The organism is Nocardiopsis ganjiahuensis DSM 45031, assembly GCF_000341085.1.
Taxonomy (GTDB): domain Bacteria; phylum Actinomycetota; class Actinomycetes; order Streptosporangiales; family Streptosporangiaceae; genus Nocardiopsis; species Nocardiopsis ganjiahuensis.
Map to the genome: position 1 here is coordinate 77,137 of NZ_ANBA01000004.1, position 25,410 is coordinate 102,546.

Sequence of the window (25,410 nt, forward strand, 5' to 3'; positions counted from 1 at the left end):
GCCCCTCCCCGGCCGCCCGCCCTCGGGCCACCGGCCCTCCGGTCACTTGCCCTCGCGCAGCACCAGGTCGATGGCGATGGCGGAGGCCACGATCAGGGTGCGCAGCGGTTCGGGCAGGCTCGGGTACCGGTGGTGCAGCGCGTAGCTGTCCGCCGCGGTGAACAGCTCCCCGAGGTCGGGGAGGCTGCGGTTGACCCGGGCGACCTCGTGCCCGTTGTGGTCGCAGATCTGGAAGTCCCGACCGGTGAAGTTGCCCTCGATCGTGCCGACCTGCCGCTTCCACGCGTCCATCAGCGTGAACTTGGCCCCGAAGAACTTCAGGTCCTGCTCGATCGTGCCCACCGGCCGGCCGTCGGGCAGGACCACACTGGTGGTGGCCGTCATCCAGGACCAGTGCTTCTGGATCACCAGCCGCTGCTGCCCGTGCAGATCACTGATGTGGACGCGGCGCTCGAAACCACCGGTGTTCCTGGCCAGGTGCCGCAGCACCTGCATCCCTCCGTCGGCGTTCTGCTCCTGCGCCCAGGCGATCTGCCGACCGTACTGGTCGTAGACCTCGTAGTCGGATCTGTCGACCATGAAGCGCCTGGGCTGACGCACCAGGAGGGGATTGGCGGCAAAAATGTCCATGGGCAGCGACCTTAGGCCATGTCCTCGGAGCGCCAGAGCTCGCGTCGGCCCCTTTCGGCCTCCAAAGCGATCCGGCCGAACGGTTCGGTCCGCCACACACCCTTCCGCTGGTGGTTGGCGTAGAGCACCTCCCCCTCCCGCGAGAGCACGTACACCGAGTCCGCCAGGTGGTGGGTCTCCAGGAACTCGACGGTGTTCGGCACACCCAGGTAGAAGCGGTCGTGGTGGATCTCCGGCAGCCAGCGGCCGAACCCCTGCGCGCGGGTGGCGCGCTCGTGGCGGTCGAAGATCGAGAAGCGGCTGTTGGAGGTGTGCGTGGCCACGAAGGCGACCTCCACCCGGTACCCGGCGTCCCTGAACCCCAGGACCCAGGACGCCGCCCAGTCCGCACGGCCCAGGGGGTGGCTGCACACCACGTCGAACCGGCCCCGGCGCACGTGCTCCATGGCCAGCCCGTGCAAGCCGCCGACCTGCTCGGACACCGCGGTGGAGGCGGCCCGGTCGTCCGCGGTCATGGACCACTCGTAGTCGGGGGACAACCGCAGCAGGTCGTCACCGTCGTAGCTCACCGTCCCCTCCGGCAGGACCGGCAGGACGAGGCGCTGGAGGGTGGACTTGCCGGACCCGGGCTGGCCGCCGAAGAGCAGCAGCCGGGGCCGTTCGCGCGGGGTTCCGGTGAGCCTCTCGCGCAGGGAGAGGTCGAAGAGCTCCGCCAGGTCGTCCTCGGAGAGTTCGCGCCCCAGGTCGCCCGGGCCGGCTCCGGCGGGAGCGCACACGGGGTCGGTACGGAGTTCGTCGACGAGTCGGGGCAGCTCGTGGTTGGCGCGGTCGATCTCGTCGGGGGTCATGTGGGGCAGCCGTGCCTCCTCGGCCAGCAGGAGGGCGGCCCGCTCGACCAGCGAGGGGTCCTTGTCCCGTCGGGCCAGGCAGGCGCCGATCGCCGCGCTGTAGAGGTTGTAGGCGTGTTCGCGCGCCTCGCGCTGGGCGACGGTCTGGGGCGGGACGCCGCCGCTGGAGCTCTCCGTGAGGAGGGGCCGGACCCCGTCGCCGCCGCTCTCGGCCGAGGGGTCGGGCCCCAGGCCCGGTTCGGTTCCGGAGGATGCCATGTTCGTCCGCTCTCGCTGTGGCCCGGCCGGGGAGGGGGCCGTACGTGTACGCAACCGCTTGACTGCAGGCTAGTGTCTCGGCTCACCGGCGGTCAGCGGTTCGCGCCCCTTCGCCGCGTCCTAAAGTGGCCACATGTCGTCGAACTCCCTCCCCTCCTCCCCCGCCGTCATCGAGGCCCTCGCCTGGGTCCACGTACGCGACGGCCGCCTGCTGTGCGTGCTCCCCGAGGGCAAGGACCTCCTGTACGTCCCCGGCGGCAAACGCGAGCCGGGCGAGAGCGACGAGGAGGCGGTGGCCCGCGAGTCCCTGGAGGAGGTCAGCGTGGTCCTGCGCCCCGGGACCTTCCAGCAGGTCGCGGTGATCGACCAGGAGGCGCACGACCAGCCGCCGGGGACCAGGGTGCGGATGCTCTGCTACGGCGCAGAGCACGACGGGGAGATCGTGCCGGACAACGAGATCCTGGAGACCGTGTGGATCTCCTACGCCGAGCGCGACCGGTGCGCCCCGGCCGTGCGTGAACTCGTCGAGCTCCTGCACGCCCGGGGCCGACTGCCCTAGCCTCCCTGGCCTCCCTGGTCGGCCTACCGCTCGGCCACGCGCGGCACCTGGTCCACAACGGCGGCTGTGAGGGACTCGACCCGCGCGTAAAGGCTCTCGGCGTCCAGGCCCGAGGACTCCGGGGCCATCGAGTTGTCCAGGCCCACCATGACGACGGCGTTGCCGGCCCACACCGCACCCTGGCCGCCCTCCATGACGAAGTAGCCCCCGTCCCCGGAGCCGTCGACCGTCACGCCGACCACGCTCCGCTCCCCGAGGGAGGGGTCGTCCCACAGGACGTCGACGGAGTACCCGTTCCCGAGGTCGTGCTCGGTGAGCTCACCGGCCGGGGCCCCGTCGTAGTGCTCGCCGGTGGGCTCCCCGTACTTCTGGAAGTACCGCTCCAGGCGCTCCTCGTCCTCGCCGTCGGAGAGAAGAACGGCGACGGACAGTCTCGCGCCCTCGTGGGAGGCGGAACACCGCAGTTCCCCATGGAGCCCCAGCTCGTCGGGGTCGGCGGTGGTGAAGCCGCCGTCCAGGTCAGGGACCGCGCCGTCGAAAGCCTCCGCCAGCAGTTCGTCGCCGACCACGGCCGAGCAGTCGTCCGGCAGGGCGACGAGGTCGCGTCCGGAACCGGCCCACGCCAGGACACCACCGACGGAAACCACCAGCACCAGTGCTCCCACGACGGCGCCGACGACCATCCCGGTTCGTCTTCCCTGCGGACGGGCCACCGGTTCCTCCGGCCGGCCCCAGGTCGGCGGGCCCTGGAACGGTGCTCCCCGGGACGGGTCGGGCCCTCCGGTCAGGGGGCCTTGCGGGCGATGCGGTGGTTGTTCCATCGGGACGCCTCAAGCTGTCAGCGGTCGGAAAGTGGTCGGTCCAGTTCTATCGAACACACCTGACTCGGAGGTCGCCCCGGTCGCCGTGGGACGACCGTGGAACCGGCCCTCACCTGATTCAGCCTTCCACCGGGTCGGCGACCCTGCCGTTCCAGCGGCCGGTGGTCCGCAGGAGCAGCATGGCGGTGAGCACCCCGAGCACGAACGGGGCCAGGAGGAGGGTTCTCATGACCCCGTCCTCGTCGCTCACCTCGAACAGCTCCCAGCCCAGCAGGCCCTGGGCCGCGGTCTGGAAGGCCACGTGGAAGCCCACGCAGGCCCAGAGGTTGTCGGTGAGCACCCGGATGCAGCCGAGCACCACTCCCATCCCGAGGAACATCGGCAGCCGCTCGCCGACCGTCTCCCAGCCCTCAGTGATCACCCACAGGGCCGTCCCCCAGAAGCCGAACAGCAGGGCCTGGACCGCCACGGCGAGCCATGTCGCCATGGCGGTGTTGAGGTTGCGGAAGAGGTGGCCCCGGAAGACGAGCTCCTCGGGCACCGCCTCGGAGAGCAGCACCACGACCGCCAGCACCAGCAGGGACAGCAGGATCTCCGCCAGGGGCGCCGCCGGGGTGATCGAGATCCCCACGGCAGCGGCCAGGGCCAGTCCCAGCAGTCCGGGAACCGCCCAGGAGAGCGTGCCCACGAGCAGCGGCCACCAGGCCTCGCGGGGCCCGGTCAGCCGGAGACCGCTCCAGGGGCGGCGGTCCAGGTAACGGCGGGCCGCCCAGACCATCAGCAGGGTCAGGCCGAGGAACAGCAGGGCGGTCACCCAGCGGTCCGTGCCGACCCTGCTGGTGGTCTCCAGCGGCAGGGCCTCGACCAATGTCACCGACAGGTACCAGATCAGGAGGGCCCCTGCCATGACGGCGGTGACCCTCAGGAGGAGGTTCGGTCGGGCGGGTCCGTCGGTTCGGACGCCTCGAAAGGGGTGAGCGGGCGGTTCATCCATGGAACCAGCGTCACGCAGGCCACTCGCAGGGGCATCGGGGAACACCCTGGGATGCCCCTGATTCCACCGGCCACCGCATCGGATCCGCGGCCCGGACGCGCTCCGGTCCGGACCGCGACCGTGGAACGGGGGAGGGGCCGGCGGCGTCCACCGGATCCCCGGTTCTTGTTTCCTTCGTCCGGCTCCACCCTGAGCAGTGGTTTCGTCCACGCCCCCGTTTTCGGGTACCCGGTGTCACTTGACCCTGTCTCTGCGTCAGGGCAGGGTGGACCACCAAATCCGGGTTGTTAGCGCTAACTCTCACTTTTCAGCGGGCGGATCCCGCTGAGATTCCACGCCGCCCCTCCGGCGTGAGGACGACAGTCAAGGAGAACCCCCGTGGCATTTCGACCACTGGTCGCGGCCGCCTCCGCGGTGGCCCTGACCGCGGGCGCGTTGACCGTGTGGACACTGGCCTCAGACGACACCCCCGCACAGGAACTGGTGAGCACGGGATCGGACCTGCCCGACCCGCCGCGCTTCGCGGACGTCACCGTGCACGACCCCTCGATCGTGGAGGCCGGTGACGAGTACTGGGTGTTCGGCTCGCACCTGGCCGCCGCGAAGACCGAGGACTTCATCGCCTGGGAGCAGACCGCCGAACTGGTGACCCCCGAGAACCCCCTGTTCGACGATGTCACCCGCGAACTCTCCGAAGCCCTGGAATGGGCCGAGACCGACACCCTCTGGGCCCCCGACGTCATCCAGCTCGCCGACGGCCGGTACTACATGTACTACAACGCCTGCCGAGGCGACTCTCCCCGCTCGGCCATGGGCGTGGCCGTGGCCGACAGCGTGGAGGGCCCCTACGAGGACCTCGGGATCTTCCTGCGCTCGGGCCACCGCGAGGGCGAGGGCCCCGGTGAGGACGGCACCCCCTACGACCCCCTCATCCACCCGAACGCGGTTGACCCCGACGTCTTCCACGACGACGAGGGCAGGCTGTGGATGGTCTACGGCTCCTACTCCGGCGGCCTGTTCATCCTGGAGCTGGACGAGGAGACCGGGATGCCCCTGCCCGACCAGGGCTACGGCACCCACCTGACCGGCGGCAACCACAGCCGGATCGAGGCCCCCGACCTCATGCACGACCCCGGGAGCGGCTACTACTACCTGTTCTCCACCTTCGGCGGCCTCGACGCGGACGGCGGCTACAACATGCGGGTGGCCCGCGCCGAGAGCCCGGACGGCCCGTACCTCGACGCCGCCGGAAACGACATGCGGGAGGTCAGGTCCGACCCCTCCCTGCCGGTCTTCGACGACGTGTCCATCGAGCCGTACGGCGCGAAGCTCATGGGCAACTTCCTGTTCCAGCGGGAACCGGGCGACCCCGGAGAAGGCCCCGGCCACGGGTACGTCTCCCCCGGGCACAGCACCTCCCACCTGGACCCCGACACGGGTCGGATGTACCTGGTCTTCCACTCCCGCTTCCCGGGAACGGGTGAGATGCACCAGGTCCGCGCCCACGAGATGTACATGAACTCCGAGGGCTGGCCGGTCGTCGCCCCGTACCGGTTCGCCGGCGCCGAGGCGGGTCCGGTCGACGTCGCGGACGCCGCCGGCGAGTACCGCCTCATCGACCACGGCAAGGCGATCTCCGCGGACGTCAACGAGGCCGTGAGCGTCGAGCTGACCGACGACGGCCGGATCTCCGGTGGCGCCGAGGGCGAATGGAGGTTCTACGACGGCAACCGCGCCGAGATCACCGTCGGGGGCGAGACCTACGACGGCGTGTTCACCCACCAGTGGGATCCGACCTTGGAGTCGTGGGTGCTGACCTTCAGCGTCCTGTCCGAGGCGGGCGTCTCCCTGTGGGGCAGCCGGGTCTGACCCGCACACCGGCTCCTTCACGGTGCCCCGGAGCGCACGGTGCGCTCCGGGGCACCGGCCGTTCCCGGAGACTTTTCTCCGGGCGCCCCAGACGCCTTCCTGTCCAGGCCGCCTACCCTTTCCAGCGCCTTCCCAGGGCCGTCTCAGAGCCTGCCTGCGCCCCTTGCGGCATCCCTCCCCCGCACTCGGAACCCCTGCCGCCCAGGCCCTGAGAAAAGCAGTGGTTTCCTTCGGATCCCCTGGTTAGAGTCCCGGAACTGTGCGTGTACTTCCCCAGCCTCCGGGCGTCCCCGACCACCGTTCCGCCAACCGCTACCTGCTCTGGCTCGCCCGCAGGGAGTGGCGCTCCCTGCTGTGGGCGTCGCTGATCACCTCGGTCTACTTCCTGTGCGCGATCCTGGTCTCCTACCTGCTCGGGGCCGCGCTGGACTCCGGGTTGGCCGACGGCGGCCTCGGGACCCTGCTGTACTGGTTCGGGCTGATCACGCTGTGCGCCCTGCTGGCCGCGGCCATGGTCCCCCTGTACGAACGGGCGAGCGCCTTCAACTGGTACTCCTCCGCCTACCGCACGATCCAGCTGATCACCCGGCGCTCCTCCCGTCTGGGACCGACCCTCACCCGGCGCCTGCCCACCGGTGAGGTCGTGGCGGTCGGCACCGACGACATCGACCGTGTCGGCGTCCTCTACGAACGCTCCGACCTCTTGGTCTCCTCGACCGTCTCGGTCCTGGTGGTCGGCTTCCTCATGTTGACCTCGCACGTCACCTTCGGGCTCATCGTGCTGGTGGCGGTGCCCCTGATCGTCGTCGGCATGGTCCCGCTGCTGCGACCGCTCAACCGCCGCACGCGCGCCCACCGCGACCGGCAGGCCGACCTCACCACCAGGGCCACCGATCTGGTCGCCGGGCTGCGGGTGCTGCGGGGGGTGGGCGGCGAGCGCTCGGTGGGCGACCGCTACCGGGCCGAATCCCAACGGGTGCGCGCCGCCGGGGTCCGGGTCGGCTGGATGGACGCCGCCCTGGAAGCCGTCCGCACCCTCTATCCGGGGCTGCTCCTGGTGGGGATCGTCTGGTACGGCGCCCGGCTGGCGCTGGTCGGCGAGATTACCGTGGGCCAACTGGTCGCCTTCTACGGCTACACCGGTTCTCTGGCCACGGCGGTGCGCTTCTTCATGCGCTTCGCCTCCGACTTCGTGACCGCCCGGGTAGCGGCCACCCGTGTGGTGCGGGTCCTGGCTCTGGAGCACGACCTGCCCGAACCCGATGACCCGGCCGAGGCCCCGGCGCACACGTACGAATTGCACGATCCTGCCAGCGGCGTCAGCCTCACTCGCGGAAGGCTCACCGGTGTGGTCTGCGCCGACCAGGCCGACGTGACCCCACTCGTCGAACGGCTGGGCCGCTACCGGGACGGCGGCACCGAACTGGCCGGCGCCGACTCCCGCCGAGTACCCCTGCGCGACCTGCCCCTGGCCGAGGTCCGCCGACGTGTCCTGGTCGCGGGCAACGACGCCCACCTGTTCTCCGGGCGGCTGCGCGACGAACTCGACCCCGAGGGCTCCGCCTCCGACGAACACCTCACCGCGACGGTCCGCACCGCCGCGGCCGAGGACGTGCTCGCCCAGTCGCCCCGGGGCTTGGACGCCGAACTCACCGAACGCGGCCGCGAGTACTCCGGCGGCCAGCAGCAGCGGCTCCGGCTGGTCCGCGCCCTGCTCAGGGACCCCGAAGTACTGATCCTCGTCGAACCCACCTCCGCGGTGGACGCCCACTCGGAGGCGGCCGTCGCCGAGCGCCTCGCCGAGGCGCGCCCCGACCGCGCCACCGGTGTGGTCACCACCAGCCCGCTGCTGTTGGACCGCACCGACCACGTCCAGTTCGTCGTGGAGGGCCGGGTGGCGGCCGAGGGCGCCCACCGGGACCTGCTCCACACGGACGCCTATGCCGCCACCGTCCTGCGCACGACGGTGGAGGGGGAGAAGGTATGACCCAGACCGCCAGGCCCCAGGCTCCGACCGGGTCCGATCCAACTGTCGACCCCGTACCCGGCGGTCCGCCCACCGCACCGATCGAGCCGACCGCGCTTCCGGTCGCCCCCGCCCCGGTGGTGTGGCGCCGCCTGCGGCAGGCGGGACGTGACCACGGCGCGCTCCTGTTCCGGGTGGTGGCGCTGTTCGCGCTGGCCACGGCATCGGCACTGGTCGCCCCGTGGATGCTCGGGATGATCGTCGACGCCGTCCGCGAGGGTGCCTCTCCGGCGCGCGTGGACGTCATGGCCCTGATGATCGTCGCCGCTCTGCTGGTCAACGCCGCCCTCCTACTGGCGGCGGTGGCCCAGTCGATCCGCTTCGGAGAAGGGCTGTTGGCCGAGCTGCGCGAGGAGTTCGTGCGCTCCGTCCTGCGGCTGCCCCTGGGGACGGTGGAGCGCGCGGGCACCGGCGACCTGGTCTCCAGGACCGGTCGGGACATCAACTCGCTCAGCATGATGGTGCGCCAGTCGGTGCCGGTGATCGCCACCGGCCTGGCGACCGTCCTGGTCATCCTGGTGGCGCAGGCCTTCCTGCACCCCGCGCTGCTGCTCGCCTGGGCCCCCTCGGCCCTGGTCATCTGGGCGGGAACGCGCTGGTACGCGCGGCGCGCGCCCGACGGCTACCTCGCCGAGATGAGCACCTACTCGCGGCTCACCCAGGGCGTGTCCGACACCGTGGAGGGCGCGCACACCCTGGAGGCGCTGGGCCGCCAGGAGTGGCAGGACCTGCGCACCGACGCCGACGTGCACCGCTCCTATCTGGCCGAGCGGTACACACTGTGGTTGCGGAGCGTGTGGTACCCGCCGCTGGAGTTCGCGTACCTGTTCGCCTCGGCGACGACGTTCCTGGTCGCCGGGGTGCTGTACACCCAGGGCGAGCTGTCCCTGGGTCAGATCGCCACGGCGGTCTTCCTGACCGTGCAGGTGTCCAAGCCGCTGGACCACATGATCGACCAGATCGACAACGTGATGGTGGGCTTCACCGCGCTGCGCCGCCTGCTGGGGGTCCAGCTCACCGGAGAGGGCACCCGTCCCGGAACCGAACACGAACCCCGCGAACCGGGCACCGTGGAGATCCACGGGGTGCGGTTCGGCTACACCCCCGGCACCGAGGTGCTGCACGGCGTCGACCTGGATCTGCGACCGGGTGAACGACTGGCCGTGGTGGGGCCGAGCGGGGCGGGCAAGTCCACCCTCGGCAAGCTCCTGGCCGGGGTCTACCCGCCCGGTTCCGGCACCGTCCGGATCGGCGGCGCGGACCTCGGCACTCTGGCTCCCGAGGAACGCAGAGAGCGGGTGATCCTGCTCAGCCAGGAGAGCCACGTCTTCCGGGGCACCCTCGCCGAGAACCTGGCACTGGCCCTGGACGAAACCGACACCGACCGCGAACGCCTGTGGCGTGCGCTGGAATCCGTGGGCGCCGACACCTGGGTACGGGCCCTGCCGGACGGCCTGGACACCAGGGTGGGCTCGGGCCGGGAACCCCTGGACCCGGCGCACGTCCAGCAGCTGGCCCTGGCCCGGGTGGTGCTGGCCGACCCGCAGGTCCTGGTCCTGGACGAGGCGACCTCGATGATCGACCCGCGCTCGGCCCGCGGTCTGGAGAGCTCTCTCGCGAGTGTCCTCGAGGGCCGCACGGTGGTGGCGATCGCGCACCGCCTCCACACCGCCCACGACGCCGACCGCGTCGCGGTGGTCGAGGGCGGCGGTGTCACCGAGCTGGGCACCCATGAGGAGCTGCTCGCCCGGGGCGGTTCCTACGCCGGGCTCTGGCACGCCTGGCACGGCGACAACTGATCCTTCGACAGGTCCGGACCGGTGGCGCTCAGGTAGGCCACTGGTCCGGGCCGGGGAACCGGGAGGTGTCGATCTCCAGGTCGAAGGGTTCCGGAAGGCGGATCCTGTCCCCGAAGTCCACCGTGGTGGCCTGTTCGCAGAACAACCCTGCTCATCGCCGGAAAACAGGTGGACAGTCCCGGTCCGGGTGGGCGAACCTGCTCGGATGACCTCCCCTGAACTCCCCCCGCTGCACCGGGACCTCGTCTTCCACGGTCCGCTCTCCGACCAGCGCGCCGCACAGCTCGTCCACTCGCTCGGCCCGCTGGCCGGCCGCCACGTCGTCGACCTCGGCTGCGGCTGGGCCGAACTCCTCCTCCGGACGCTGGCCGCCGAGCCCGCCGCCACCGGGTTCGGCATCGACCTGGACGAGGAGGACATCCGCCGGGCCCGGGCCAACGCCGAGGGCCGCGGGCTGGCCGATCGGGTCGACCTGGAGGTCGGCGACGTCGGCGCGTGGCAGGGCGAACCCACCGACGTCGTGTTCAACATCGGCGCCTCGCACGTGTGGGGCGGAGAGCCGGTCACGCACACGGCGAACGCCCTCACCGCGCTGGCCGACCTGGTCCGTCCCGGCGGGAAGGCCCTGTTAGGGGAGTGCTTCTGGCGCCGCACCCCCAGCGAGGAGGAGTACGCGGTGATGGAGGGAACCCGCGGCCAGTACCGCCCGCTGCCGGAGCTGGTCGACTTCGCGCTGTCCCACGGGTTCCGGCTGTACTCGCTGTCGGAGGCCACCGTGGCCGAGTGGGACGTGATGGAGAACGGCGTCCTCCGGGGCCGGGAGGACTGGCTCCTGGCCAACCCGGACGCCCCCGGCGCCGACGCGGTACGGGAGCGCGCGGACCGGATGCGCCGGTTCCGGCTGCACGGCGCCCGGGAGACCATCGGTTTCGCCTACCTGACCCTGCTCCGGGCCTGAGGCGGCCACCTGCACGGGCTCCGGGCATGCTTCCCGGATCCCGTTCGGGCTGAGGGCGACTCGGCCGGAAGCCGGTGTTGTGGACACTCGACGCTCACGACCGGAGACCGCCCTCAGCGGAGGTGGGCCTTCCAGGAAGGCCAGGTACGGGGATCCGGGCACACGAAAGGTCCGGCGCTCAGAAGAACCTCAGGCGCTCGCGCTCCTGGCGTTCGGCGTTCTCCAGGTAGACGCGGTCGCCCTCGGCCATGGCCGATTCCAGGTAGGCGTACACCTGAAGGGCACGGTTGATGACATCGGTCTGGGTGTCACCCGTGGCGGCGACGGCCTCTTCCAATGCTTTGGTGGATCGTGCGGTCAGGTTGACGGTGACACGCGCCGAAGAGCCGGCGGCCCTGCGTCCGGGTGAACGGCCCCGCCCCTGGGAGGCATCGGTGAGTTCGCTTCCTGTGCTCTTGGGTGACATGACACAACCTCGTTCTCTGGCTTGACGGCAGCGGGCTCGATCAGCGGGGAGCCGCGGGATGCACGGCCGTGAGGAAAGCCGGAAGCACCGCGCGAGGGACCTCGCGGGCGGCATGAGGCAACGCTTGGGCTCAGGGGGAAGGCGGAACACCTCGGCGTACGGACGACCGACCTGCGCTTCTCCATGGGGACCCCGTCGGCAATCACACCGGAAAGTCCTCGCCCACGCACGGGTCGCAGTCATCGCCAAGCCCCCTTCTTCTCCGTTCCACATCTATGATCAGGCTGATCGGATCTTAACAGACTGACAAGACAAGCTGTCAATACATCATTCATCATCACATCAGATGCATGAAGCCATCACCACATGCTACGCTCATCGCTGTGGACACTCGGCGCTCCGGCGTCATCGGTGCCGAACAGCGAGGCCCCCACCGGACCTGATCGGCACTTCCCCTGTACGCCTATGGCTGGAGGTCGGTTTATGGGAGATCCCCGGGGACAGTTCCCGCAGCAGCGGGAGACTCGGGTGGAGAACCACACCAGGGAGGTTCGGCTCGACGACGAGCTCCCGAGAGAACGGGCGGACGTCCTCTTCGACAGAACGCCCGTCTCCTACCAGGTGGAGGGCGGTATCAACTCGGACGGGGCCTGGGCCAGCCTGAGGGGGAAGGCTCGAGCCGGCTCCATGGTCGAGAGGGCCTCGGCCTCGCTTCTCGCCTTGGCCGGTACCGCCCTTCCCCTCCTGTTCTTCGGTGGCCTGGCACACGTCGTCGGAGCCTCCGCGACGGTGACGCTGGCGGTGGCCGGGGCCGTGTGGCTCCTCAGCCTGGCAGCGGCCGTCTACATGACCCGCGGCCGCTGAACCCCAGGTGCCCGGCCCCGGTCCCATCGGGGCCGGGCACCGCCCCGCACCTCCGAGCCCCACTCTCCGATCGGACGGTTACCGCCTGCGCTCCTTGGAACCCAAGAACGAAAAGGAACTGGTCGCCCTGGCCCGGGCCGACGGGATCGGGCGCTTCTCGGCCGGGGCGATCGTCCACCGGCACGACGGGGACGAGATCCTGCTGCTGCGCCGCCGCAGCGACGACACCTCCTACCCCGGTGCGGAGAGCCTGCCCTCCGGCGGGGTCGAGCCCGGGGAGGGGATCCTCGAGGGCCTCGCCCGGGAACTTCGGGAGGAGATCGGCCGGACCGGACCGCTTCCCCTGGACCCCTTCGCGGTCTGGTTCGACTACGTCTCCCGGAGCGGTGTCCGCAAGCGGCAGTTCACGTTCGCGCTCCCCCATGACGGGGCCGCGGTGGTGCTCTCCGAGGAGCACACGGACTTCCGCTGGATCCCCGCCCACCGGTTCGGCGACAGCGACCTCACCCCGCAGGTGAAGGCCGCCGTCCGGGAGTGGGTCGGCACCTGAGCCCGGACACCCTTTCTTGGCCCGTCCTTGGGCACGGCAGCGGCCCGGCCCGGGTAGGCCCGCCAACGCGCGCGGAACCTCCGGCCGACGGTCCGCGCTGAGGCCAGCGACGAAGGGACGCCATGACCACAGGACCCGCCGCCGACACCCTGGTGATCTTCGGGATCACCGGTGACCTCGCGAAGAAGTACCTCATGCCCGCGCTCTACCACCTGGTGGCGCGGGAGGGGCCGCGCACCCGGATCGTGGGTGTGGCCAGGTCCGACTGGGACACCGATGCCCTGCGCGAGCGGACCGGGGAGGCGGTCGCCGAACACCTGGCCCGGACCCCTTCCGAGCACGGGGCCGGGGTCGACGAGTCCGTCCTGCGCGAGCTGACCGACCGGATGACCATGGTCACGGGCGACCTCAACGACTCCGACACCTATGCCGCCGTCGCCCGCGCGCTGCCCCCGGGCTCCTTCACCGCCCACTACCTGGCGGTCCCGCCCGCTCTGTTCACCACGGTCGCCCGGGCCTTGGCCGAGGCCGGACTCAACCGGGACTCGCGGCTGATCCTGGAGAAGCCCTTCGGCCACGACCTCGACTCGGCCCGCCGACTGCACCGGGAACTCCTGGACTGCTTCCCCTCGGAGAGCCTCTACCTGGTCGACCACTTCCTCGGGGAGGAGCCCGTCCGCGGACTCCCGGTGACCCGGTTCGGCAACACCCTGCTGGAGCCCCTGTGGAACCGGGCGTTCGTGGACAACGTGCAGATCACCATGGCCGAGGACTTCGGGGTGGAGGACCGGGGCTCCTTCTACGACGCCGCCGGGGCGGTCCGCGACGTGTTCCAGAACCACCTGCTCCAGCTCTTCGCCCTGCTCACCATGGACGCCCCTGCGTCCACCGAAGCGTCGGTGCTCAAGGACGAGAAACTGCGTCTGCTGCGCGCCGTGCGCACCGTCGAACCGGCCGACACCGTCCGGGGCCGCTACGAGGGCTACCTCGGAACGGAGGGGGTCCGGCCCGACTCCAGCACGGAGACCTTCTTCGCGCTGCGCATGTGGGTGGACAACCAGCGCTGGGCGGGGGTGCCGTTCTACGTGCGCTCCGGCAAGCACATGCCGCTCACCTCCTGGGAGGTGGTGGCCGAGCTCAGACGGCCCGCGGTCGACCTCTACCCCGGCCCGGCCAACCTCGTCCGCTTCCAGTTGGAACCATGGGCCGGGGTGACCTTCGAGGTGTTGCAGAACGAACCCGGGGCGGAGAGCGGATCCGCGACGCCGCTCGTGCTCGGCGCCGACGTCGAACGCCAGCTCGGCCAGGGCCACGAGGCCTACGACCACGTCCTCCACGGGGCGGTGGCGGGCGATCCGGAACAGTTCGTGCGCTTCGACGTGGTGGAGGAGTCGTGGCGGATCGTCGACTCGGTGGTGCATCTGGCGACGGAGCCCGAACCCTACGCCCGCGGCTCCTACGGGCCGGAGTCGGCGCGGGCTCTCCCGGGCGCCGAGGGCTGGCATCCGCCCGCCGACTCGATCCGCCCGGAAGGTGTTCCCGAGCCCTGAGCCCGCCCGCACAGCAGCGGTGGACACAGGCGCCCGTGGACAAGCGAAACCGGGCGGCCCCCGAAGGGGACCGCCCGGTTGTCGCGGGCGAGGTCGCGTATCCGGACCTCCGACACCTACGGGCCGACGGGCCCGGGATGTCACGGACCTGCTAGAAGTCCATGCCGCCCATGCCACCGGTCGGGTCGCCGGCCGGGGCCGACGCCTTCTCCGGCTTCTCGGCGATGACGGCCTCGGTGGTCAGGAACAGACCAGCGATGGACGACGCGTTCTGCAGAGCGGAACGGGTGACCTTGGTCGGGTCGATGACGCCGTCCTTGAACAGGTCGGTGTACTCGCCGGTGGCGGCGTTCAGGCCGAAGCCCGGCTCCAGGTTCCTGACCCGGTCCGCCACGACGCCACCCTCGAGACCGGCGTTGACCGCGATCTGCTTGAGCGGCTCGGCGATGGCGCGACGAACGATGTCGGCACCGATGGCCTCGTCGCCCTCGAGGTCCAGCTTCTCGAACGCGGGGACGCTGGCCTGCAGCAGCGCGACGCCACCGCCGGGCAGGATGCCCTCCTCGACCGCGGCCTTGGCGTTGCGGACGGCGTCCTCGATGCGGTGCTTGCGCTCCTTGAGCTCCACCTCGGTGGCGGCACCGGCCTTGATGACGGCCACGCCGCCGGCCAGACGCGCGAGGCGCTCCTGGAGCTTCTCGCGGTCGTAGTCGGAGTCGGTGCGCTCGATCTCGTTGCGGATCTCGTTCACGCGACCGGCGATGGCGGTGGCGTCACCGGCACCGTCGACGATGGTGGTCTCGTCCTTGGTGACGACGACCTTGCGGGCGCGGCCCAGCAGCTCGAGCTCGGTGTTCTCGAGCTTGAGGCCGACCTCCTCGGTGATGACCTGGCCGCCGGTCAGCACGGCGATGTCGCCGAGCTGGGCCTTGCGGCGGTCACCGAAGCCCGGAGCCTTGACGGCGACGGACTTGAAGGTGCCGCGGATCTTGTTGACCACGAGGGTCTGCAGGGCGCCGTCGGCGACGTCCTCGGCGATGACCATCAGCGGACGGCCGGACTGCAGGACCTTCTCGACAACGGGCAGGAACTCGTTGTTGTTGGAGATCTTGGAGTTGACGATGAGGATGTAGGGGTCCTCGAGGACCGTCTCCATGCGCTCGAGGTCGGTGGCGAAGTAGGGCGAGATGTAGCCCTTGTCGAAGCGCATGCCCTCGGCGAGCTCCAGCTCGAGCCCGAAGGTCTGCCCCTCCTCGACGGTGATGACGCCTTCCTTGCCGACCTTGTCCATCGCCTCGGCGATGGTCTCACCGATCTGGGTGTCACCGGCGGAGATGGAGGCGGTGGAGGCGATCTGCTCCTTGGTCTCGACGTCCTTCGAGAGGTTGCCGAGCTCCTCGTTGATGCGGGCCACGGCGGCTTCGATGCCGCGCTTGAGGCCGATCGGGTTGGCGCCGGCGGCGACGTTGCGCAGCCCCTCGCGGACGAGGGCCTGGGCCAGGACGGTGGCGGTGGTCGTACCGTCACCGGCGACGTCGTCCGTCTTCTTGGCGACCTCCTTGACCAGCTCGGCCCCGATCTTCTCCCACGGGTCCTCGAGCTCGATCTCCTTGGCGATGGAGACACCGTCGTTGGTGATCGTGGGGGCGCCCCACTTCTTCTCCAGAACGACGTTGCGACCCTTCGGGCCGAGCGTGACCTTAACGGCGTCCGCGAGCTGGTTCATACCACGCTCGAGGCCGCGGCGGGCCTCCTCGTCGAACGCGATCAGTTTGGCTGCCATTGAGTTCTTGTCCTCCCGTGACCGGGCTGATACGCGATGGGACGAGGCGTGCGCCCGCGACGGACGACCGCGTTCTCCCCGGCAACCCTGCTGCCGGAGGCCCGCGATCTCGCAGCCTCGATCCGGTTAGCACTCGGTAGAGGTGAGTGCTAACCACTCCCTTTTTTAGCACTCGCCCATGGAGAGTGCAAACGATGTGGTCACGATTTCCGCACCTCTGGAAACACCTTTCACCTGCGCGAACAGCTCGCTATCTGGTGGTTTGTGCGCTCGGCGAACAGATGACGAACCCCGGTTGGCCCCGGTTCGTCAGGTGTTCAGGCGCCGCATGGAACGCGCGCCCACCGCCAGGGCCACAGAGGCCAGCCCGAGCGCCATCACCCAGCCGACCAGGACCGTGGCGTCCCAGGTCCCGCCCCCGAACAGCACCCGCGCGGCGTCCACGACGTGCGCCACCGGGTTGAACCGCGACAGCGTGTACAACCATCCCGGCGCCAGCTCCATCGGCAGCAGCACACCGGAGAGCAGCATCAGCGGCATCAACACGGTCTGGACGATCGGCGCGAACACGTAGGTCTGCTTGGCGACCATCGCGGCCAGGTACGACAGCGTGGCCAGCCCGACCCCCAGCACCGCCAGCAGCGCGAAGCCCGCCAGGGCTCCCGGCACGGTGGTCCGGAAACCGAACGGCAGCACCAGCGCCAGGATCAGCAGCATCTGCGCGAGCACGATCACCAGGTCCCGCAGGACCCGGCCGAGCAGCAGCGCCACCCGGCTGGCCGGGGTGGCCAGCATCCGCTCGTGCGCCCCGGAGGCCATCTCCGGCAGCAGCCCGAACCCGGCGAACCCGGCGGTGAACAGGGACAGCATCACGAACAGACCGGGCACGAACCACTGCCAGGGGTTCTCGCCCTCGGCGCCCGCCAGCCCGGTGAGCAGCGGAGCGAACAGCACCAGGTACAGCAGCGGCTGGAGCATCCCGAAGACGATCATGAACGGCCGGTACAGCACCGGGCGCATCTGGCGCGCGAAGACCGTCAAGGCGTCATACGCCTGGTCAAAACCTGGTGGCCATGGGCTCTTCGTATCGTTCATGCCCATCGCAAAAGGCCGCTCAGCCTTCAGGCCTGGCCAGAACCTGTCTCACTGGAGGTGGTATGCGGATTGTCGTTGGCTTGGCGGAGGATACGGATGATCTGAGCATGCAACGAACGGTCCTCCTTCCGAGCAAGAACTTTGAGCGCGGCGTGCAGCTCCTCGGGCAGGCGCAGAGAGATCTGTTTCATGGCGCCACAGTAGCCCCGGGAAAAACTCAAATAGAACAAAAAAACAGCCCACCTTGATGCTACTTTGATGCCATGCCCAGGTTCCGGTTGTATCCCACCAGCGCGCAGGAGCAGCAGATGCTCTCCCACTGTGCGCATGCGAGGTATGTGTGGAACCTGGCACTGGAGGTCAACAACTCCTACCGCAAAGGCGGGGCTCGCACCGGCAAGCCGCCCCGGTTCGCGAGCATGACCCGGTTGCTCACCGAAGTTCGCAGCACCGAGACCGTAGGGATGGATCCTGAGTCTGCGGAAGAGTTCGCTTGGGTGGCCTCGGGCAACGCCACCATCCAACAGCAAGCGCTCAAGGACTTCGACCAGGCGATCTCCAACTTCCTGAACGGCACCCATGGCTATCCGAAGTGGCGTAAGAAGCACCGGAACGAGGGGTTCCGGGTGATCGGCGAAGGCCGGACACTTGCTTATTCCCCTGAGGGTCAGCCGCTATTGAACGCCAAAGGCAAGCAGGTCATGCACCGCAAGGTGAGCGTGCACAAGCTCAACAGGAAGTGGGGCCAGGTCAGAGTGCCCGGCTGCGGGTGGGTGCGCTTCCGTCTGACCCGCCGGGAACTGCCCGACGCCAAGTCCTTCCGCATCACTTACCGTCACGGACAGTGGCATGTGGCCTTCGCCCTCGTCCCCAACCCGATCCCTGCTCCGGGGGACGGGTCGGTGGTGGGCATCGACCGGGGTGTGGCCATCACCGCCGCACTCTCCGACGGGCGCAAACTCAACTGCCCCCAGCCCTCGACGAAGGAACGAGCCCGACGCCGCAAACACGAGCGCCGCGCCTCCCGCGCACCCAGGAACAGCCCTGCCACAGCCGCCGAGTACACCAAGGTGGCCCGGCTCAAAGCTCGGGAGGCGGCTCAGCGCAAGGACTGGGTAGAGAAGACCTCCACGATGCTCGCCCGCACCTTCGACACCGTCCGGTTCGAGGACCTCAAGATCAAGAACATGACCGCCTCCGCCAAAGGCACCGCCGAGGAGCCGGGTCGGCGGGTGCGGCAGAAGTCGGGGTTGAACCGGGCCATCCTGGCCCAGGGGTGGGGGATGCTCCGCCAACGCACCGGCCACAAAGCCCACGGCCGGGTTCAGGACGTGCCCGCCCGCAACACCAGTCTGCGCTGCAGCGACTGCCACTGGGTCGACAAGAACTCGCGTCAGAGCCAAGCCGAGTTCGTCTGCACCCACTGCGGTTTCACCTGCAACGCCGACACCAACTCTTCCCTCAACGTCGCGGCAGGACAGGACACCAGTCCCGCACCCCACAAGGTGCGTGCCGGAGGGGTGATACCGCTCCCGCGGTCAAGCACCCGTGAACCCCAGCAACTCCAACTCGCCCTGAGCTGGTAGCTGAAATCCCTCGCCCCAAGCGAGGGAGGATGTCAATTGACGTTGGCCCACTCCTCGACACCCCAGCTCATGAGCTCGCGGCCCACCCGGTACCCGTGCGCCTGCCCGTACATGCGCACCACTCCGAGCACCAACAACCGTGTCGCCGACATCGCCACCCTCGTCCCGGAAGAATCTCCCTCCCAGGTTACGAGGCCCGTGGACGGCGGGAGGGGCGGGCGCCGACGGCGCCCGCCCCTCCCGGTCCGCCTGGATCAGCCCCCGGCGACGGCGGGGATGATCGAGACCTGCTGGCCGTCCTTGACCTCGGTCTGGAGGCCCTTCTCGAAGCGGACGTCCTCGTCCCCGACGTAGACGTTGACGAAGCGGCGGACCTTGCCGCTGTCGTCGAGGATGCGGGCGCGGATGCCCGGGTGGTTGGCCTCGAGGTCGTCGAGGATCTCGGCGAGGGTGGTGCCCTCGGCGGTGACCGTGGAGGCGTCGTCGGTGTAGGTGCGCAGGATGGTGGGCACGCGGACGCTGGCGCTCATGGTGTTCGTACTCCTGGGACGTGGGTGCGGCGTGGGGCGGTGGTCAGGCTGACGGCCGTGGCCGGATCAGACCAGGCCCTCGGCCTTGAAGGCGGCGAGGGAGGGCTTGATCGTGGCGGTGACGCCCGAGTCGACGGCGTTGAGGGTCTTGAGCCCGTCACCGGTGTTGACGATGACGGTCTCGGCCTCGGGGTCGAGCTTGCCCTCGCGGACCAGCTTGCACAGGACACCGGTGGTCACACCGCCGGCGGTCTCGGCGAAGACGCCCTCGGTGCGGGCCAGCAGCTTGATGGCGTCGACGATCTCGTCGTCACTCACGTGCTCGACCGAGCCGCCGGTGCGCGTGGCGATGTCCAGCACGTACGGGCCGTCCGCCGGGTTGCCGATCGCCAGGGACTTGGCGATGGTGTCCGGCTTGACCGGCTGGATCACGTCGTGGCCGTTCTCCCAGGCCTTGGCGACCGGCGAGCAGCCGGTGGCCTGCGCGCCGAACACCTTGTAGGGGCGGTCCTCGACCAGGCCGAGCTTGATGAGCTCCTGAAAGCCCTTGTCGATCTTGGTGAGCTGGGAGCCGGAGGCGATCGGGATGACGATCTGCTCGGGCAGGCGCCAGCCGAGCTGCTCGGCGATCTCGTAGGCCAGCGTCTTGGAGCCCTCGGCGTAGTAGGGCCGCAGGTTGACGTTGGTGAAGCCCCAGCTCTCCCCGGCCTCGTCCCCGATGAGCTCGGAGCAGAAGCGGTTGACGTCGTCGTAGTTGCCGTCGATGGCGACGACCTTCCCGCCGTAGACGGCGGCCATGACGACCTTGCCCTCCTCGAGCCCGGCGGGGATGAACACGCACGAGTCGAACCCGGCCCGGGCGGCCGCGGCGCCCACGGCGCCGGCGAGGTTGCCGGTGGAGGAGCAGGAGAGGGTGGTGAAACCGAAGGTGCGGGCGGCCTCGACGGCGATCGCGACCACGCGGTCCTTGAAGGAGTGCGTGGGGTTGGCCGAGTCGTCCTTGACGTGCAGGGAGCGGAGCCCGAGTTCGGCGGCGAGGCGGTCCGCCTTGACCAGCGGGGTCAGGCCCGGGTTCATGTTCGGCAGCTCGGCCACGTTGTCGGGGACCGGCAGGAGGGAGCGGTAGCGCCAGATGTTCTTGGGGCCGCTCTCGATCTCCTCGCGGGTGACGTCACCGAAGTCGTAGGCGACCTCGAGGGGCCCGAAGCAGAACTGGCAGGCGAAGATCGGTGAAAGCTCGTAGCGCTCGCCGCACTCCCGACAGGAGAGGGCGGTTCCGGGACCGAAGGCGCGGACGGAGGTGGGTTCAGCGGCGGTAATCGCCATGGCGAGGCGTCTCCCCTCATCTTCCCTGGTGGCCACCTTGACCCCAGGCCGGAGTTGGCACCTGCCTCGACGGGTTCGCGGTGATCGCGCTCCACATGTCGAGATGGTTGCCGGGGCTTCGCAGGGCCGGTCCCTCCACCCCTCTGGATGAGCAATATGAAGTTGTCGCGCGTCCTGTTCGGGCGCGCACCGTCACTGTAACGGACGCGTTGACCGGTTTTCCATGTCGGGTGATCCGGATTACACAAAACTGTTCGGATGCTGAGACGGAGTGAGACGCCGCCGGTCGGAGCCGCCCCGGCGCACGCGCGCGTGTCACGCGTGTGTGACGCTCTCCACCGTTGGCCTCGCCGGTGTTTGGGGCGCCTGCCCACAGGCGAGACCTAGGAGAAGTGCGCAGCTCCCCATCCGTGTTTTTCTCGAGAGGACGACCACGTGGACAAGGCCCAGATCCTCATAGCCTCCAACAGGGGCCCGGTCTCCTTCTCCACCGCCGACGACGGCTCCCTGGAGCAGCGTCGCGGCGGTGGCGGCCTGGTCTCGGGGATGATCTCCGTGGCCACCGAGATCGACAGCCTCTGGGTGTGCGCCGCCCTGTCCGAAGCCGACCGGCGGGCCGCGTCCGAGGCTCCGGGCGCCCGCCTGGACAGCGCCTACGACCTCGACGGCATGCGCGTCCACATGCTGGACATTCCTGAGACGACCTTTGCGGGCGCCTACACCGGGGTGGCCAACTCGACCCTGTGGTTCGTGCAGCACATGCTGTACGACACCCCGAACAAGCCCTCCTTCGGCTCGGAGTTCCAGGGGCTCTGGGAGGACTACACCGCCTACAACAACGCCTTCGCCGAGGCCATCGTCAGCGGGTCGGCCGACAACGCCCTCGTGGCCGTGCAGGACTACCACCTGGCGCTGGTTCCGCGCATCCTGCGGGCGCGCCGCCCCGACCTGCGGATCGCCCACTTCTCGCACACCCCGTGGGCGCCGCCGGAGTACTTCCGCATGCTGCCCTCCCAGGTCGCCCGCGAGCTGCTGGAAGGCATGCTCGGGGCGGACCGGCTGGGCTTCCTGAGCCCGCGCTGGGCCGACGCGTTCCTGCGCTGCTGCGCGGAGATCCTGCGCGCCGACGTCGACCTCGAAGGGCGCACCGTGGACCACGGCGGCCGGATCATCGAGGTGGGGATCCACGCCCTGGGCGCGGACGAGGAGGGGCTCCGGGAGAGCGCCGCCGAACCCGCCGTCGCGGAGCGCAGGCGCACGCTGCGCGAGGCTGTGGGCGACACCCGGCTCATCGTTCGGGTGGACCGCACCGAGCTGTCCAAGAACATCGTGCGCGGCCTGGAGGCGTACCGGGAGCTGCTGACGACCCACCCGGAGTGGCGGGGACGGGTCACCCACCTGGCGTTCGCCTACCCGAGCCGCGGTGACGTGCCCGAGTACCGCGATTACACGGACTCCGTGCTGCGGACCGCCAAGGAGATCAACGAGGAGTTCGCGACCCCCGAGTGGACCCCCCTGGTCCTGGAGGTCAACGACGACTACCCGCGCTCGCTGGCCTCCTTCCAGATCGCGGACGTACTGCTGGTCAACCCGATCCGGGACGGCATGAACCTGGTCGCCAAGGAGGGCCCGGTGCTCTCCGAGCACGACTCCGTGCTGGTGCTCTCCCGCGAGGCGGGCGCCGCCGACGAGCTGGGCGAGGACGCGCTCCTGGTGAACCCCTACGACACCGTGGAGACCGCCGAGGCGCTGCACCAGGCGCTGTCGATGCCCGAGGAGGAGCGCCGCAAGCGCCGGGAGCGGCTGGCCGAGGCGGCCGTGGCGCTGCCGCCGCGCCGCTGGTTCCAGGACCAGCTGCGTTCCCTGGGGCTGCGTTCCTAGAGGGCGTTCCGGCCCGGGGTTCGGGCACAGGTGTGACGCGGGGGCGTGTCCGGTGGCGGACACGCCCTCCGGCGTTGCCCCGGGGCGTTCGGGCCGGATGTTCTTCGGTTCGGGCGGTCGGGTCGGGCGGACAGGTCGGGGTTCAGCTTTCTTCGGCGGTGCCCTTGTGCCAGACCTCCGCCTCGGCGAGGAGCGCCGTGACGATGCCGGTCTTGGCGTCGGCGTAGTCCTGGATCCTCTCCCAGGTGCGTTCGGACAGCTCGCGCTTGACCGCGGTGTACCGCTCCCGGGCCTCGGTGTTCGCGGTGAGGTAGTCGCGGAAGAGCCGCATGCGGTCGATCTCCGAGCAGCCTTCGGTGAACACGTGCAGGTTGAGGTTGATGTTGGGTCCCTTGAGGACCCTGTGCTCGAACCAGTCGGGTTCGCTGATGACCAGGGTGTACCCGGCGGCCTCCAGGGCGGGGAGGTAGGCGGGTTCGTCCGCGGAGTCGGCGACCACCAGGAGCAGGTCGACGCAGGGCTTCGCGGCCAGGCCGGGCACCGCGGTGGAGCCGACGTGCTCCAGGGCCAGGACCCGGTCACCGAGGGCACCGCGGATCCGGGCGTCCTCCTGCCGGAACAGGTAGGGCCACTTGGGGTCGGGCTCGGAGATGAGCACGCGTCCGTTGACCAGGTTGCGTGACTGGGGGTCGGGTCCGACCCGCTTATCTCCTCGCGAGGGCAACGAGGGCGTTTCGAGGGGCGACATTCCACAAAGCCTTGTCCCCCGAAGTGCCCTCGTCAAGACCCACGGCGTGCCTTACATATGCACGCGCACTCTTTGCATGACACACCGTTGAGCAGGCACCACCGTGCGCGATGACTAGGCCGTGGACACGGGGGCGGACGTGGGGGTGGAGACGAGCAGGACGAGTGAGCCCTCCCACTCCGGGAGTCCGCGCAGACCGCCGTACCGGGCGTCCCACGACCCGTCGGCGAGGTCCCGGGACAGCTGCTCCTGGAAGCGATCGTGCTCCGGTTCGTCGACGAAGCTCCACGACGAGCAGGCCTGACGGACACTCCGGTCGAGCAGTACCTCGGGGCGACCGTAGTAGGCCTCGTTGAAGCTGTCCGAGCACTCGAGCGGGATGGGCACCCGGGTGACGGCGGTGTCCCCGCCCAGGCCCTCGGCCAGCGCCGACAGCGCCGGGTGGCGCCGGGCCTCGGTGTCCAGGACCTTCGGGCAGTACTCGTACAGCCAGAAGTCGCGCACCAGCCCGGGATCGCGGGTCAGCACCGCGACGGGGCCGGTGGTGACCCGGCGGACCTCCGCGAGGCCCCGCCCGGGGTCGGACCACTGATGGACGCTGAAGGTGGTCATGGCCGCGTCGAAGGAGCCGTCGGCGAAGGGCAGCGACTCCGCGGTGGCGTCCACCGCCGGGGGCAGGTGCCCGGGGCGCCTGGCCCGCATGCTGGCCGAGGGCTCCACGGCGGTGACCGCGCGGTCGGTCGGTTCGTAGGAACCGGCCCCCGCCCCGACGTTCAGCACCGTACGCGCACCGCCCAGGGCGGCATGGACCAGCTCCGCGATGCGCGGCTCCGGTTGCCGGTGGTCGGCGTAGGCCCGGGCGATGGCCCCCTGACCGGTGTCCCCCGCGCTACCGCCCCTCATCCGAACCATGCCGTCTCCCGCCTTCGAGGTTGGTCCCGAACGGACCCTAACCAAGCCGGAGCCCGGCCGTCACAGGATTTTCGCCCGGCGGCGCCTACTTCCTGCGGCGCCGGCCGCCCTTCTTGCGCCGCGAGGGGCGCTCCTCGGACCGGGCCTGTTCGGCGCGCTCCGCCGCCAGCTTCTCGTCCTCCTCGCGCCGCTCGGCCGCCACACCGTAGGGGTCGGTGCTGCTCCGGCGCACCCACAGCACCAGAAGGAGGATGATCAGGACCAGGACCACGCCGACCAGCGCGAACCAGAACCACACGGGGACGGCCGGGGAGTCCTCCTCGACCAGGTCCTCGTCGACCAGCGGGATGTCCTGCGCCTCACCCGAAGCCTGCGCGGCAGCGGAGGGCACGTGCAGGGACGGCAGCCCCTCGGCCCCCTGCTGGGACCCCTCGACCAGAGCGGTCCGGAGCTGCTGCGGGTCGAGCTGCGGATACTCCGCGCCCAGGAGCGCGGCCGCCCCTGCGGTCGTCGCGGCCGCGTAGCGGGTCCCGGTCACCTGGGTCTGGCCCATGTCCTCGCCGGCCGTGTACAGGTCGGCTCCGGGCGCGAGGAGCCCGATCGACGAGGTTTCGGGCGAGTCCGGGATGAGCTCCCCGTTCTCGTCCACACCGCCCACGGCGAGGACGTTCGGGTCCTCCTCGCCGCCGGCCGGGGCGACCACCAGGGTTCCGCTCCGCACCGCCGCGTCCGTGGCCTCCGACCGGCCCTCGTCGTCACCCACCTCGTCGGGCAGCAGAACGACCTGCGCGCCCGCGTCCACGGCGTGGCCGATGGCGTCGGCGAGTTCGCCGTCACCCGGCAGGACCAGCAGGTTGGCGTCCGGGGCGACACCCAGGACCCCGCCGTCCGCGTCCATGCCGTGCCCGTGTCCGGCGATCAGGCCGCCTGCGGCGGTGCCCTGTTCGGTGTCGTTGCCGTTGCCCCCGAACTCGGTGTCGATCTCCAGGTTGTCCCGCAGGTCGGGGTGGTCCTCGTCCACCGAGACCCCGAGCATCGCCACGGTGACGCCCTGGCCCCGGGTGGACTCCCAGGTCTCCTGGGCCCCGATGGACGCCAGAGCCCATTGCTCGGGCCGGAAGTCCGGAACGTCGTCGGCGGCGGCTGGAACCGCCGCCAGTCCCATCACGGTGAGCGCCGCGCAGGCCCCCGCCGTGGCGCCCAGCACATGGCGCTTGTGTGTCCTGTTGCGGCTGTTGCCCCCGAGCACGTCAGGCTCCCTCGAACGTTGCGGTCGGCGCTGTGCCGGGCCCTCCCCCGGACCCTCGCAATTCTGTCATGAGCACAGGATTCAGGCTTGGACAAGTGGCTTGGAGGG

General features: G+C 70.1%; 23 protein-coding genes, 1 pseudogene and 1 riboswitch. Of the genes and pseudogenes, 10 read left to right on the plus strand and 14 right to left on the minus strand.

Features of this window, described 5'->3' with window-relative positions:
- Positions 1-42 precede the first annotated feature (42 nt).
- The gene (locus D458_RS0105100) at positions 43-630 is read right to left on the minus strand and encodes an LURP-one-related/scramblase family protein (RefSeq protein ID WP_026119010.1); all 588 of its coding nucleotides are present in this window, start codon (positions 628-630) and stop codon (positions 43-45) included.
- A gap of 11 nt (positions 631-641) precedes the next feature.
- The gene (locus tag D458_RS0105105; protein WP_017585649.1) at positions 642-1,736 is read right to left on the minus strand and encodes a zeta toxin family protein; all 1,095 of its coding nucleotides are present in this window, start codon (positions 1,734-1,736) and stop codon (positions 642-644) included.
- Between the two features lie 133 nt (positions 1,737-1,869).
- On the opposite strand from D458_RS0105105, the gene D458_RS0105110 reads away from it, so the two are divergent.
- Positions 1,870-2,295: an NUDIX hydrolase gene (locus D458_RS0105110; protein WP_017585650.1), complete on the plus strand. Its 426-nt coding sequence runs from the start codon at positions 1,870-1,872 to the stop codon at positions 2,293-2,295.
- A 23-nt stretch (positions 2,296-2,318) separates the two neighbouring features.
- Here the strand turns inward: D458_RS0105110 and D458_RS32970 are convergent, their stop codons facing one another.
- Both D458_RS32970 and D458_RS0105120 read right to left on the minus strand, forming a co-directional pair.
- Complete coding sequence (locus tag D458_RS32970) at positions 2,319-2,978, minus strand: hypothetical protein (RefSeq protein ID WP_017585651.1); 660 nt, start codon at positions 2,976-2,978, stop codon at positions 2,319-2,321.
- Positions 2,979-3,234: 256 nt separating this feature from the next.
- Complete coding sequence (locus D458_RS0105120; protein WP_017585652.1) at positions 3,235-4,023, minus strand: CPBP family intramembrane glutamic endopeptidase; 789 nt, start codon at positions 4,021-4,023, stop codon at positions 3,235-3,237.
- Positions 4,024-4,488: 465 nt separating this feature from the next.
- On the opposite strand from D458_RS0105120, the gene D458_RS0105125 reads away from it, so the two are divergent.
- From D458_RS0105125 to D458_RS0105145, 4 genes are all read left to right on the plus strand, one after another.
- On the plus strand, positions 4,489-5,979 hold the full coding sequence (locus D458_RS0105125) for a glycoside hydrolase family 43 protein (RefSeq protein ID WP_017585653.1): 1,491 nt from the start codon (positions 4,489-4,491) through the stop codon (positions 5,977-5,979).
- Positions 5,980-6,238: 259 nt separating this feature from the next.
- Positions 6,239-7,966: an ABC transporter transmembrane domain-containing protein gene (locus D458_RS0105130; RefSeq protein WP_017585654.1), complete on the plus strand. Its 1,728-nt coding sequence runs from the start codon at positions 6,239-6,241 to the stop codon at positions 7,964-7,966.
- The gene (locus D458_RS0105135; RefSeq protein ID WP_017585655.1) at positions 7,963-9,804 is read left to right on the plus strand and encodes an ABC transporter ATP-binding protein; all 1,842 of its coding nucleotides are present in this window, start codon (positions 7,963-7,965) and stop codon (positions 9,802-9,804) included. Before D458_RS0105130 ends, D458_RS0105135 begins: the two co-directional genes overlap by 4 nt.
- Positions 9,805-10,009: 205 nt before the next feature.
- On the plus strand, positions 10,010-10,762 hold the full coding sequence (locus D458_RS0105145; RefSeq protein ID WP_017585657.1) for an SAM-dependent methyltransferase: 753 nt from the start codon (positions 10,010-10,012) through the stop codon (positions 10,760-10,762).
- A 178-nt stretch (positions 10,763-10,940) separates the two neighbouring features.
- On the opposite strand, the gene D458_RS35275 is transcribed toward D458_RS0105145, so the two are convergent.
- On the minus strand, positions 10,941-11,228 hold the full coding sequence (locus D458_RS35275) for a ribbon-helix-helix domain-containing protein (RefSeq protein WP_026119011.1): 288 nt from the start codon (positions 11,226-11,228) through the stop codon (positions 10,941-10,943).
- 528 nt (positions 11,229-11,756) lie between these two features.
- Here D458_RS35275 and D458_RS0105155 point away from each other — a divergent pair.
- The 3 genes from D458_RS0105155 (at position 11,757) to zwf (ending at position 14,192) form a co-directional block, all read left to right on the plus strand.
- Positions 11,757-12,092, plus strand: a complete 336-nt coding sequence (locus D458_RS0105155; protein ID WP_017585659.1) for a hypothetical protein — start codon at positions 11,757-11,759, stop codon at positions 12,090-12,092.
- Positions 12,093-12,177: 85 nt separating this feature from the next.
- A complete protein-coding gene (locus tag D458_RS0105160) occupies positions 12,178-12,642 on the plus strand; it encodes an NUDIX hydrolase (protein WP_026119013.1) in 465 nt (154 codons plus the stop codon).
- Between the two features lie 122 nt (positions 12,643-12,764).
- Positions 12,765-14,192, plus strand: a complete 1,428-nt coding sequence (gene zwf, locus D458_RS0105165) for a glucose-6-phosphate dehydrogenase (RefSeq protein WP_017585661.1) — start codon at positions 12,765-12,767, stop codon at positions 14,190-14,192.
- 151 nt (positions 14,193-14,343) lie between these two features.
- Here zwf and groL read toward each other — a convergent pair whose 3' ends face one another.
- The 3 genes from groL to D458_RS36230 all read right to left on the minus strand — a co-directional run bounded on the left by groL (position 14,344) and on the right by D458_RS36230 (position 17,261).
- Positions 14,344-15,975, minus strand: coding sequence for a chaperonin GroEL (gene groL / locus D458_RS0105170; RefSeq protein ID WP_017585662.1), 1,632 nt, complete (start codon positions 15,973-15,975; stop codon positions 14,344-14,346).
- 309 nt (positions 15,976-16,284) lie between these two features.
- Positions 16,285-17,076, minus strand: a complete 792-nt coding sequence (locus tag D458_RS0105175) for an ABC transporter permease (RefSeq protein WP_394296572.1) — start codon at positions 17,074-17,076, stop codon at positions 16,285-16,287.
- Between the two features lie 20 nt (positions 17,077-17,096).
- Positions 17,097-17,261, minus strand: a complete 165-nt coding sequence (locus tag D458_RS36230; protein WP_152521054.1) for a FitA-like ribbon-helix-helix domain-containing protein — start codon at positions 17,259-17,261, stop codon at positions 17,097-17,099.
- A gap of 72 nt (positions 17,262-17,333) precedes the next feature.
- Between D458_RS36230 and D458_RS0105180 the strand changes: the two genes are divergently transcribed.
- Complete coding sequence (locus D458_RS0105180) at positions 17,334-18,656, plus strand: RNA-guided endonuclease InsQ/TnpB family protein (RefSeq protein ID WP_026119014.1); 1,323 nt, start codon at positions 17,334-17,336, stop codon at positions 18,654-18,656.
- A 38-nt stretch (positions 18,657-18,694) separates the two neighbouring features.
- Here the strand turns inward: D458_RS0105180 and D458_RS35280 are convergent.
- The 3 genes and pseudogenes from D458_RS35280 to thrC form a co-directional block, all read right to left on the minus strand.
- A pseudogene (locus tag D458_RS35280) lies at positions 18,695-18,808 on the minus strand (PadR family transcriptional regulator); the annotation flags it as partial.
- 102 nt (positions 18,809-18,910) lie between these two features.
- The gene (locus D458_RS0105190) at positions 18,911-19,186 is read right to left on the minus strand and encodes a ubiquitin-like small modifier protein 1 (protein ID WP_017585666.1); all 276 of its coding nucleotides are present in this window, start codon (positions 19,184-19,186) and stop codon (positions 18,911-18,913) included.
- 66 nt (positions 19,187-19,252) lie between these two features.
- The gene (gene thrC / locus D458_RS0105195; protein ID WP_017585667.1) at positions 19,253-20,512 is read right to left on the minus strand and encodes a threonine synthase; all 1,260 of its coding nucleotides are present in this window, start codon (positions 20,510-20,512) and stop codon (positions 19,253-19,255) included.
- 13 nt (positions 20,513-20,525) lie between these two features.
- A riboswitch (SAM riboswitch) is annotated at positions 20,526-20,666 on the minus strand.
- A gap of 281 nt (positions 20,667-20,947) precedes the next feature.
- Here thrC and D458_RS0105200 point away from each other — a divergent pair.
- Positions 20,948-22,393, plus strand: a complete 1,446-nt coding sequence (locus D458_RS0105200; protein WP_017585668.1) for an alpha,alpha-trehalose-phosphate synthase (UDP-forming) — start codon at positions 20,948-20,950, stop codon at positions 22,391-22,393.
- A gap of 142 nt (positions 22,394-22,535) precedes the next feature.
- On the opposite strand, the gene D458_RS0105205 is transcribed toward D458_RS0105200, so the two are convergent.
- The 3 genes from D458_RS0105205 to D458_RS0105215 all read right to left on the minus strand — a co-directional run bounded on the left by D458_RS0105205 (position 22,536) and on the right by D458_RS0105215 (position 25,302).
- Positions 22,536-23,141 (minus strand): GrpB family protein, encoded by a 606-nt coding sequence (locus tag D458_RS0105205; protein WP_026119015.1) that lies wholly within the window; start codon positions 23,139-23,141, stop codon positions 22,536-22,538.
- A 114-nt stretch (positions 23,142-23,255) separates the two neighbouring features.
- Positions 23,256-24,053 (minus strand): class I SAM-dependent methyltransferase, encoded by a 798-nt coding sequence (locus tag D458_RS0105210; protein WP_026119016.1) that lies wholly within the window; start codon positions 24,051-24,053, stop codon positions 23,256-23,258.
- Between the two features lie 85 nt (positions 24,054-24,138).
- Positions 24,139-25,302, minus strand: coding sequence for a S8 family peptidase (locus D458_RS0105215; RefSeq protein WP_026119017.1), 1,164 nt, complete (start codon positions 25,300-25,302; stop codon positions 24,139-24,141).
- Positions 25,303-25,410: the final 108 nt, after the last annotated feature.

What these genes read in the sequence shown, in the direction of transcription:
- D458_RS0105100 (WP_026119010.1), bottom strand. Translation starts at nt 630, where the DNA reads ATGGACATTTTTGCCGCCAATCCCCTCCTGGTGCGTCAGCCCAGGCGC.
- D458_RS0105105 (WP_017585649.1), bottom strand. Translation starts at nt 1,736, where the DNA reads ATGGCATCCTCCGGAACCGAACCGGGCCTGGGGCCCGACCCCTCGGCC.
- D458_RS0105110 (WP_017585650.1), top strand. Translation starts at nt 1,870, where the DNA reads ATGTCGTCGAACTCCCTCCCCTCCTCCCCCGCCGTCATCGAGGCCCTC.
- D458_RS32970 (WP_017585651.1), bottom strand. Translation starts at nt 2,978, where the DNA reads ATGGTCGTCGGCGCCGTCGTGGGAGCACTGGTGCTGGTGGTTTCCGTC.
- D458_RS0105120 (WP_017585652.1), bottom strand. Translation starts at nt 4,023, where the DNA reads ATGGCAGGGGCCCTCCTGATCTGGTACCTGTCGGTGACATTGGTCGAG.
- D458_RS0105135 (WP_017585655.1), top strand. Translation starts at nt 7,963, where the DNA reads ATGACCCAGACCGCCAGGCCCCAGGCTCCGACCGGGTCCGATCCAACT.
- D458_RS0105145 (WP_017585657.1), top strand. Translation starts at nt 10,010, where the DNA reads ATGACCTCCCCTGAACTCCCCCCGCTGCACCGGGACCTCGTCTTCCAC.
- D458_RS35275 (WP_026119011.1), bottom strand. Translation starts at nt 11,228, where the DNA reads ATGTCACCCAAGAGCACAGGAAGCGAACTCACCGATGCCTCCCAGGGG.
- zwf (WP_017585661.1), top strand. Translation starts at nt 12,765, where the DNA reads ATGACCACAGGACCCGCCGCCGACACCCTGGTGATCTTCGGGATCACC.
- groL (WP_017585662.1), bottom strand. Translation starts at nt 15,975, where the DNA reads ATGGCAGCCAAACTGATCGCGTTCGACGAGGAGGCCCGCCGCGGCCTC.
- D458_RS0105175 (WP_394296572.1), bottom strand. Translation starts at nt 17,076, where the DNA reads ATGGGCATGAACGATACGAAGAGCCCATGGCCACCAGGTTTTGACCAG.
- D458_RS36230 (WP_152521054.1), bottom strand. Translation starts at nt 17,261, where the DNA reads ATGAAACAGATCTCTCTGCGCCTGCCCGAGGAGCTGCACGCCGCGCTC.
- D458_RS0105180 (WP_026119014.1), top strand. Translation starts at nt 17,334, where the DNA reads ATGCCCAGGTTCCGGTTGTATCCCACCAGCGCGCAGGAGCAGCAGATG.
- D458_RS0105190 (WP_017585666.1), bottom strand. Translation starts at nt 19,186, where the DNA reads ATGAGCGCCAGCGTCCGCGTGCCCACCATCCTGCGCACCTACACCGAC.
- thrC (WP_017585667.1), bottom strand. Translation starts at nt 20,512, where the DNA reads ATGGCGATTACCGCCGCTGAACCCACCTCCGTCCGCGCCTTCGGTCCC.
- D458_RS0105205 (WP_026119015.1), bottom strand. Translation starts at nt 23,141, where the DNA reads ATGTCGCCCCTCGAAACGCCCTCGTTGCCCTCGCGAGGAGATAAGCGG.
- D458_RS0105210 (WP_026119016.1), bottom strand. Translation starts at nt 24,053, where the DNA reads ATGGTTCGGATGAGGGGCGGTAGCGCGGGGGACACCGGTCAGGGGGCC.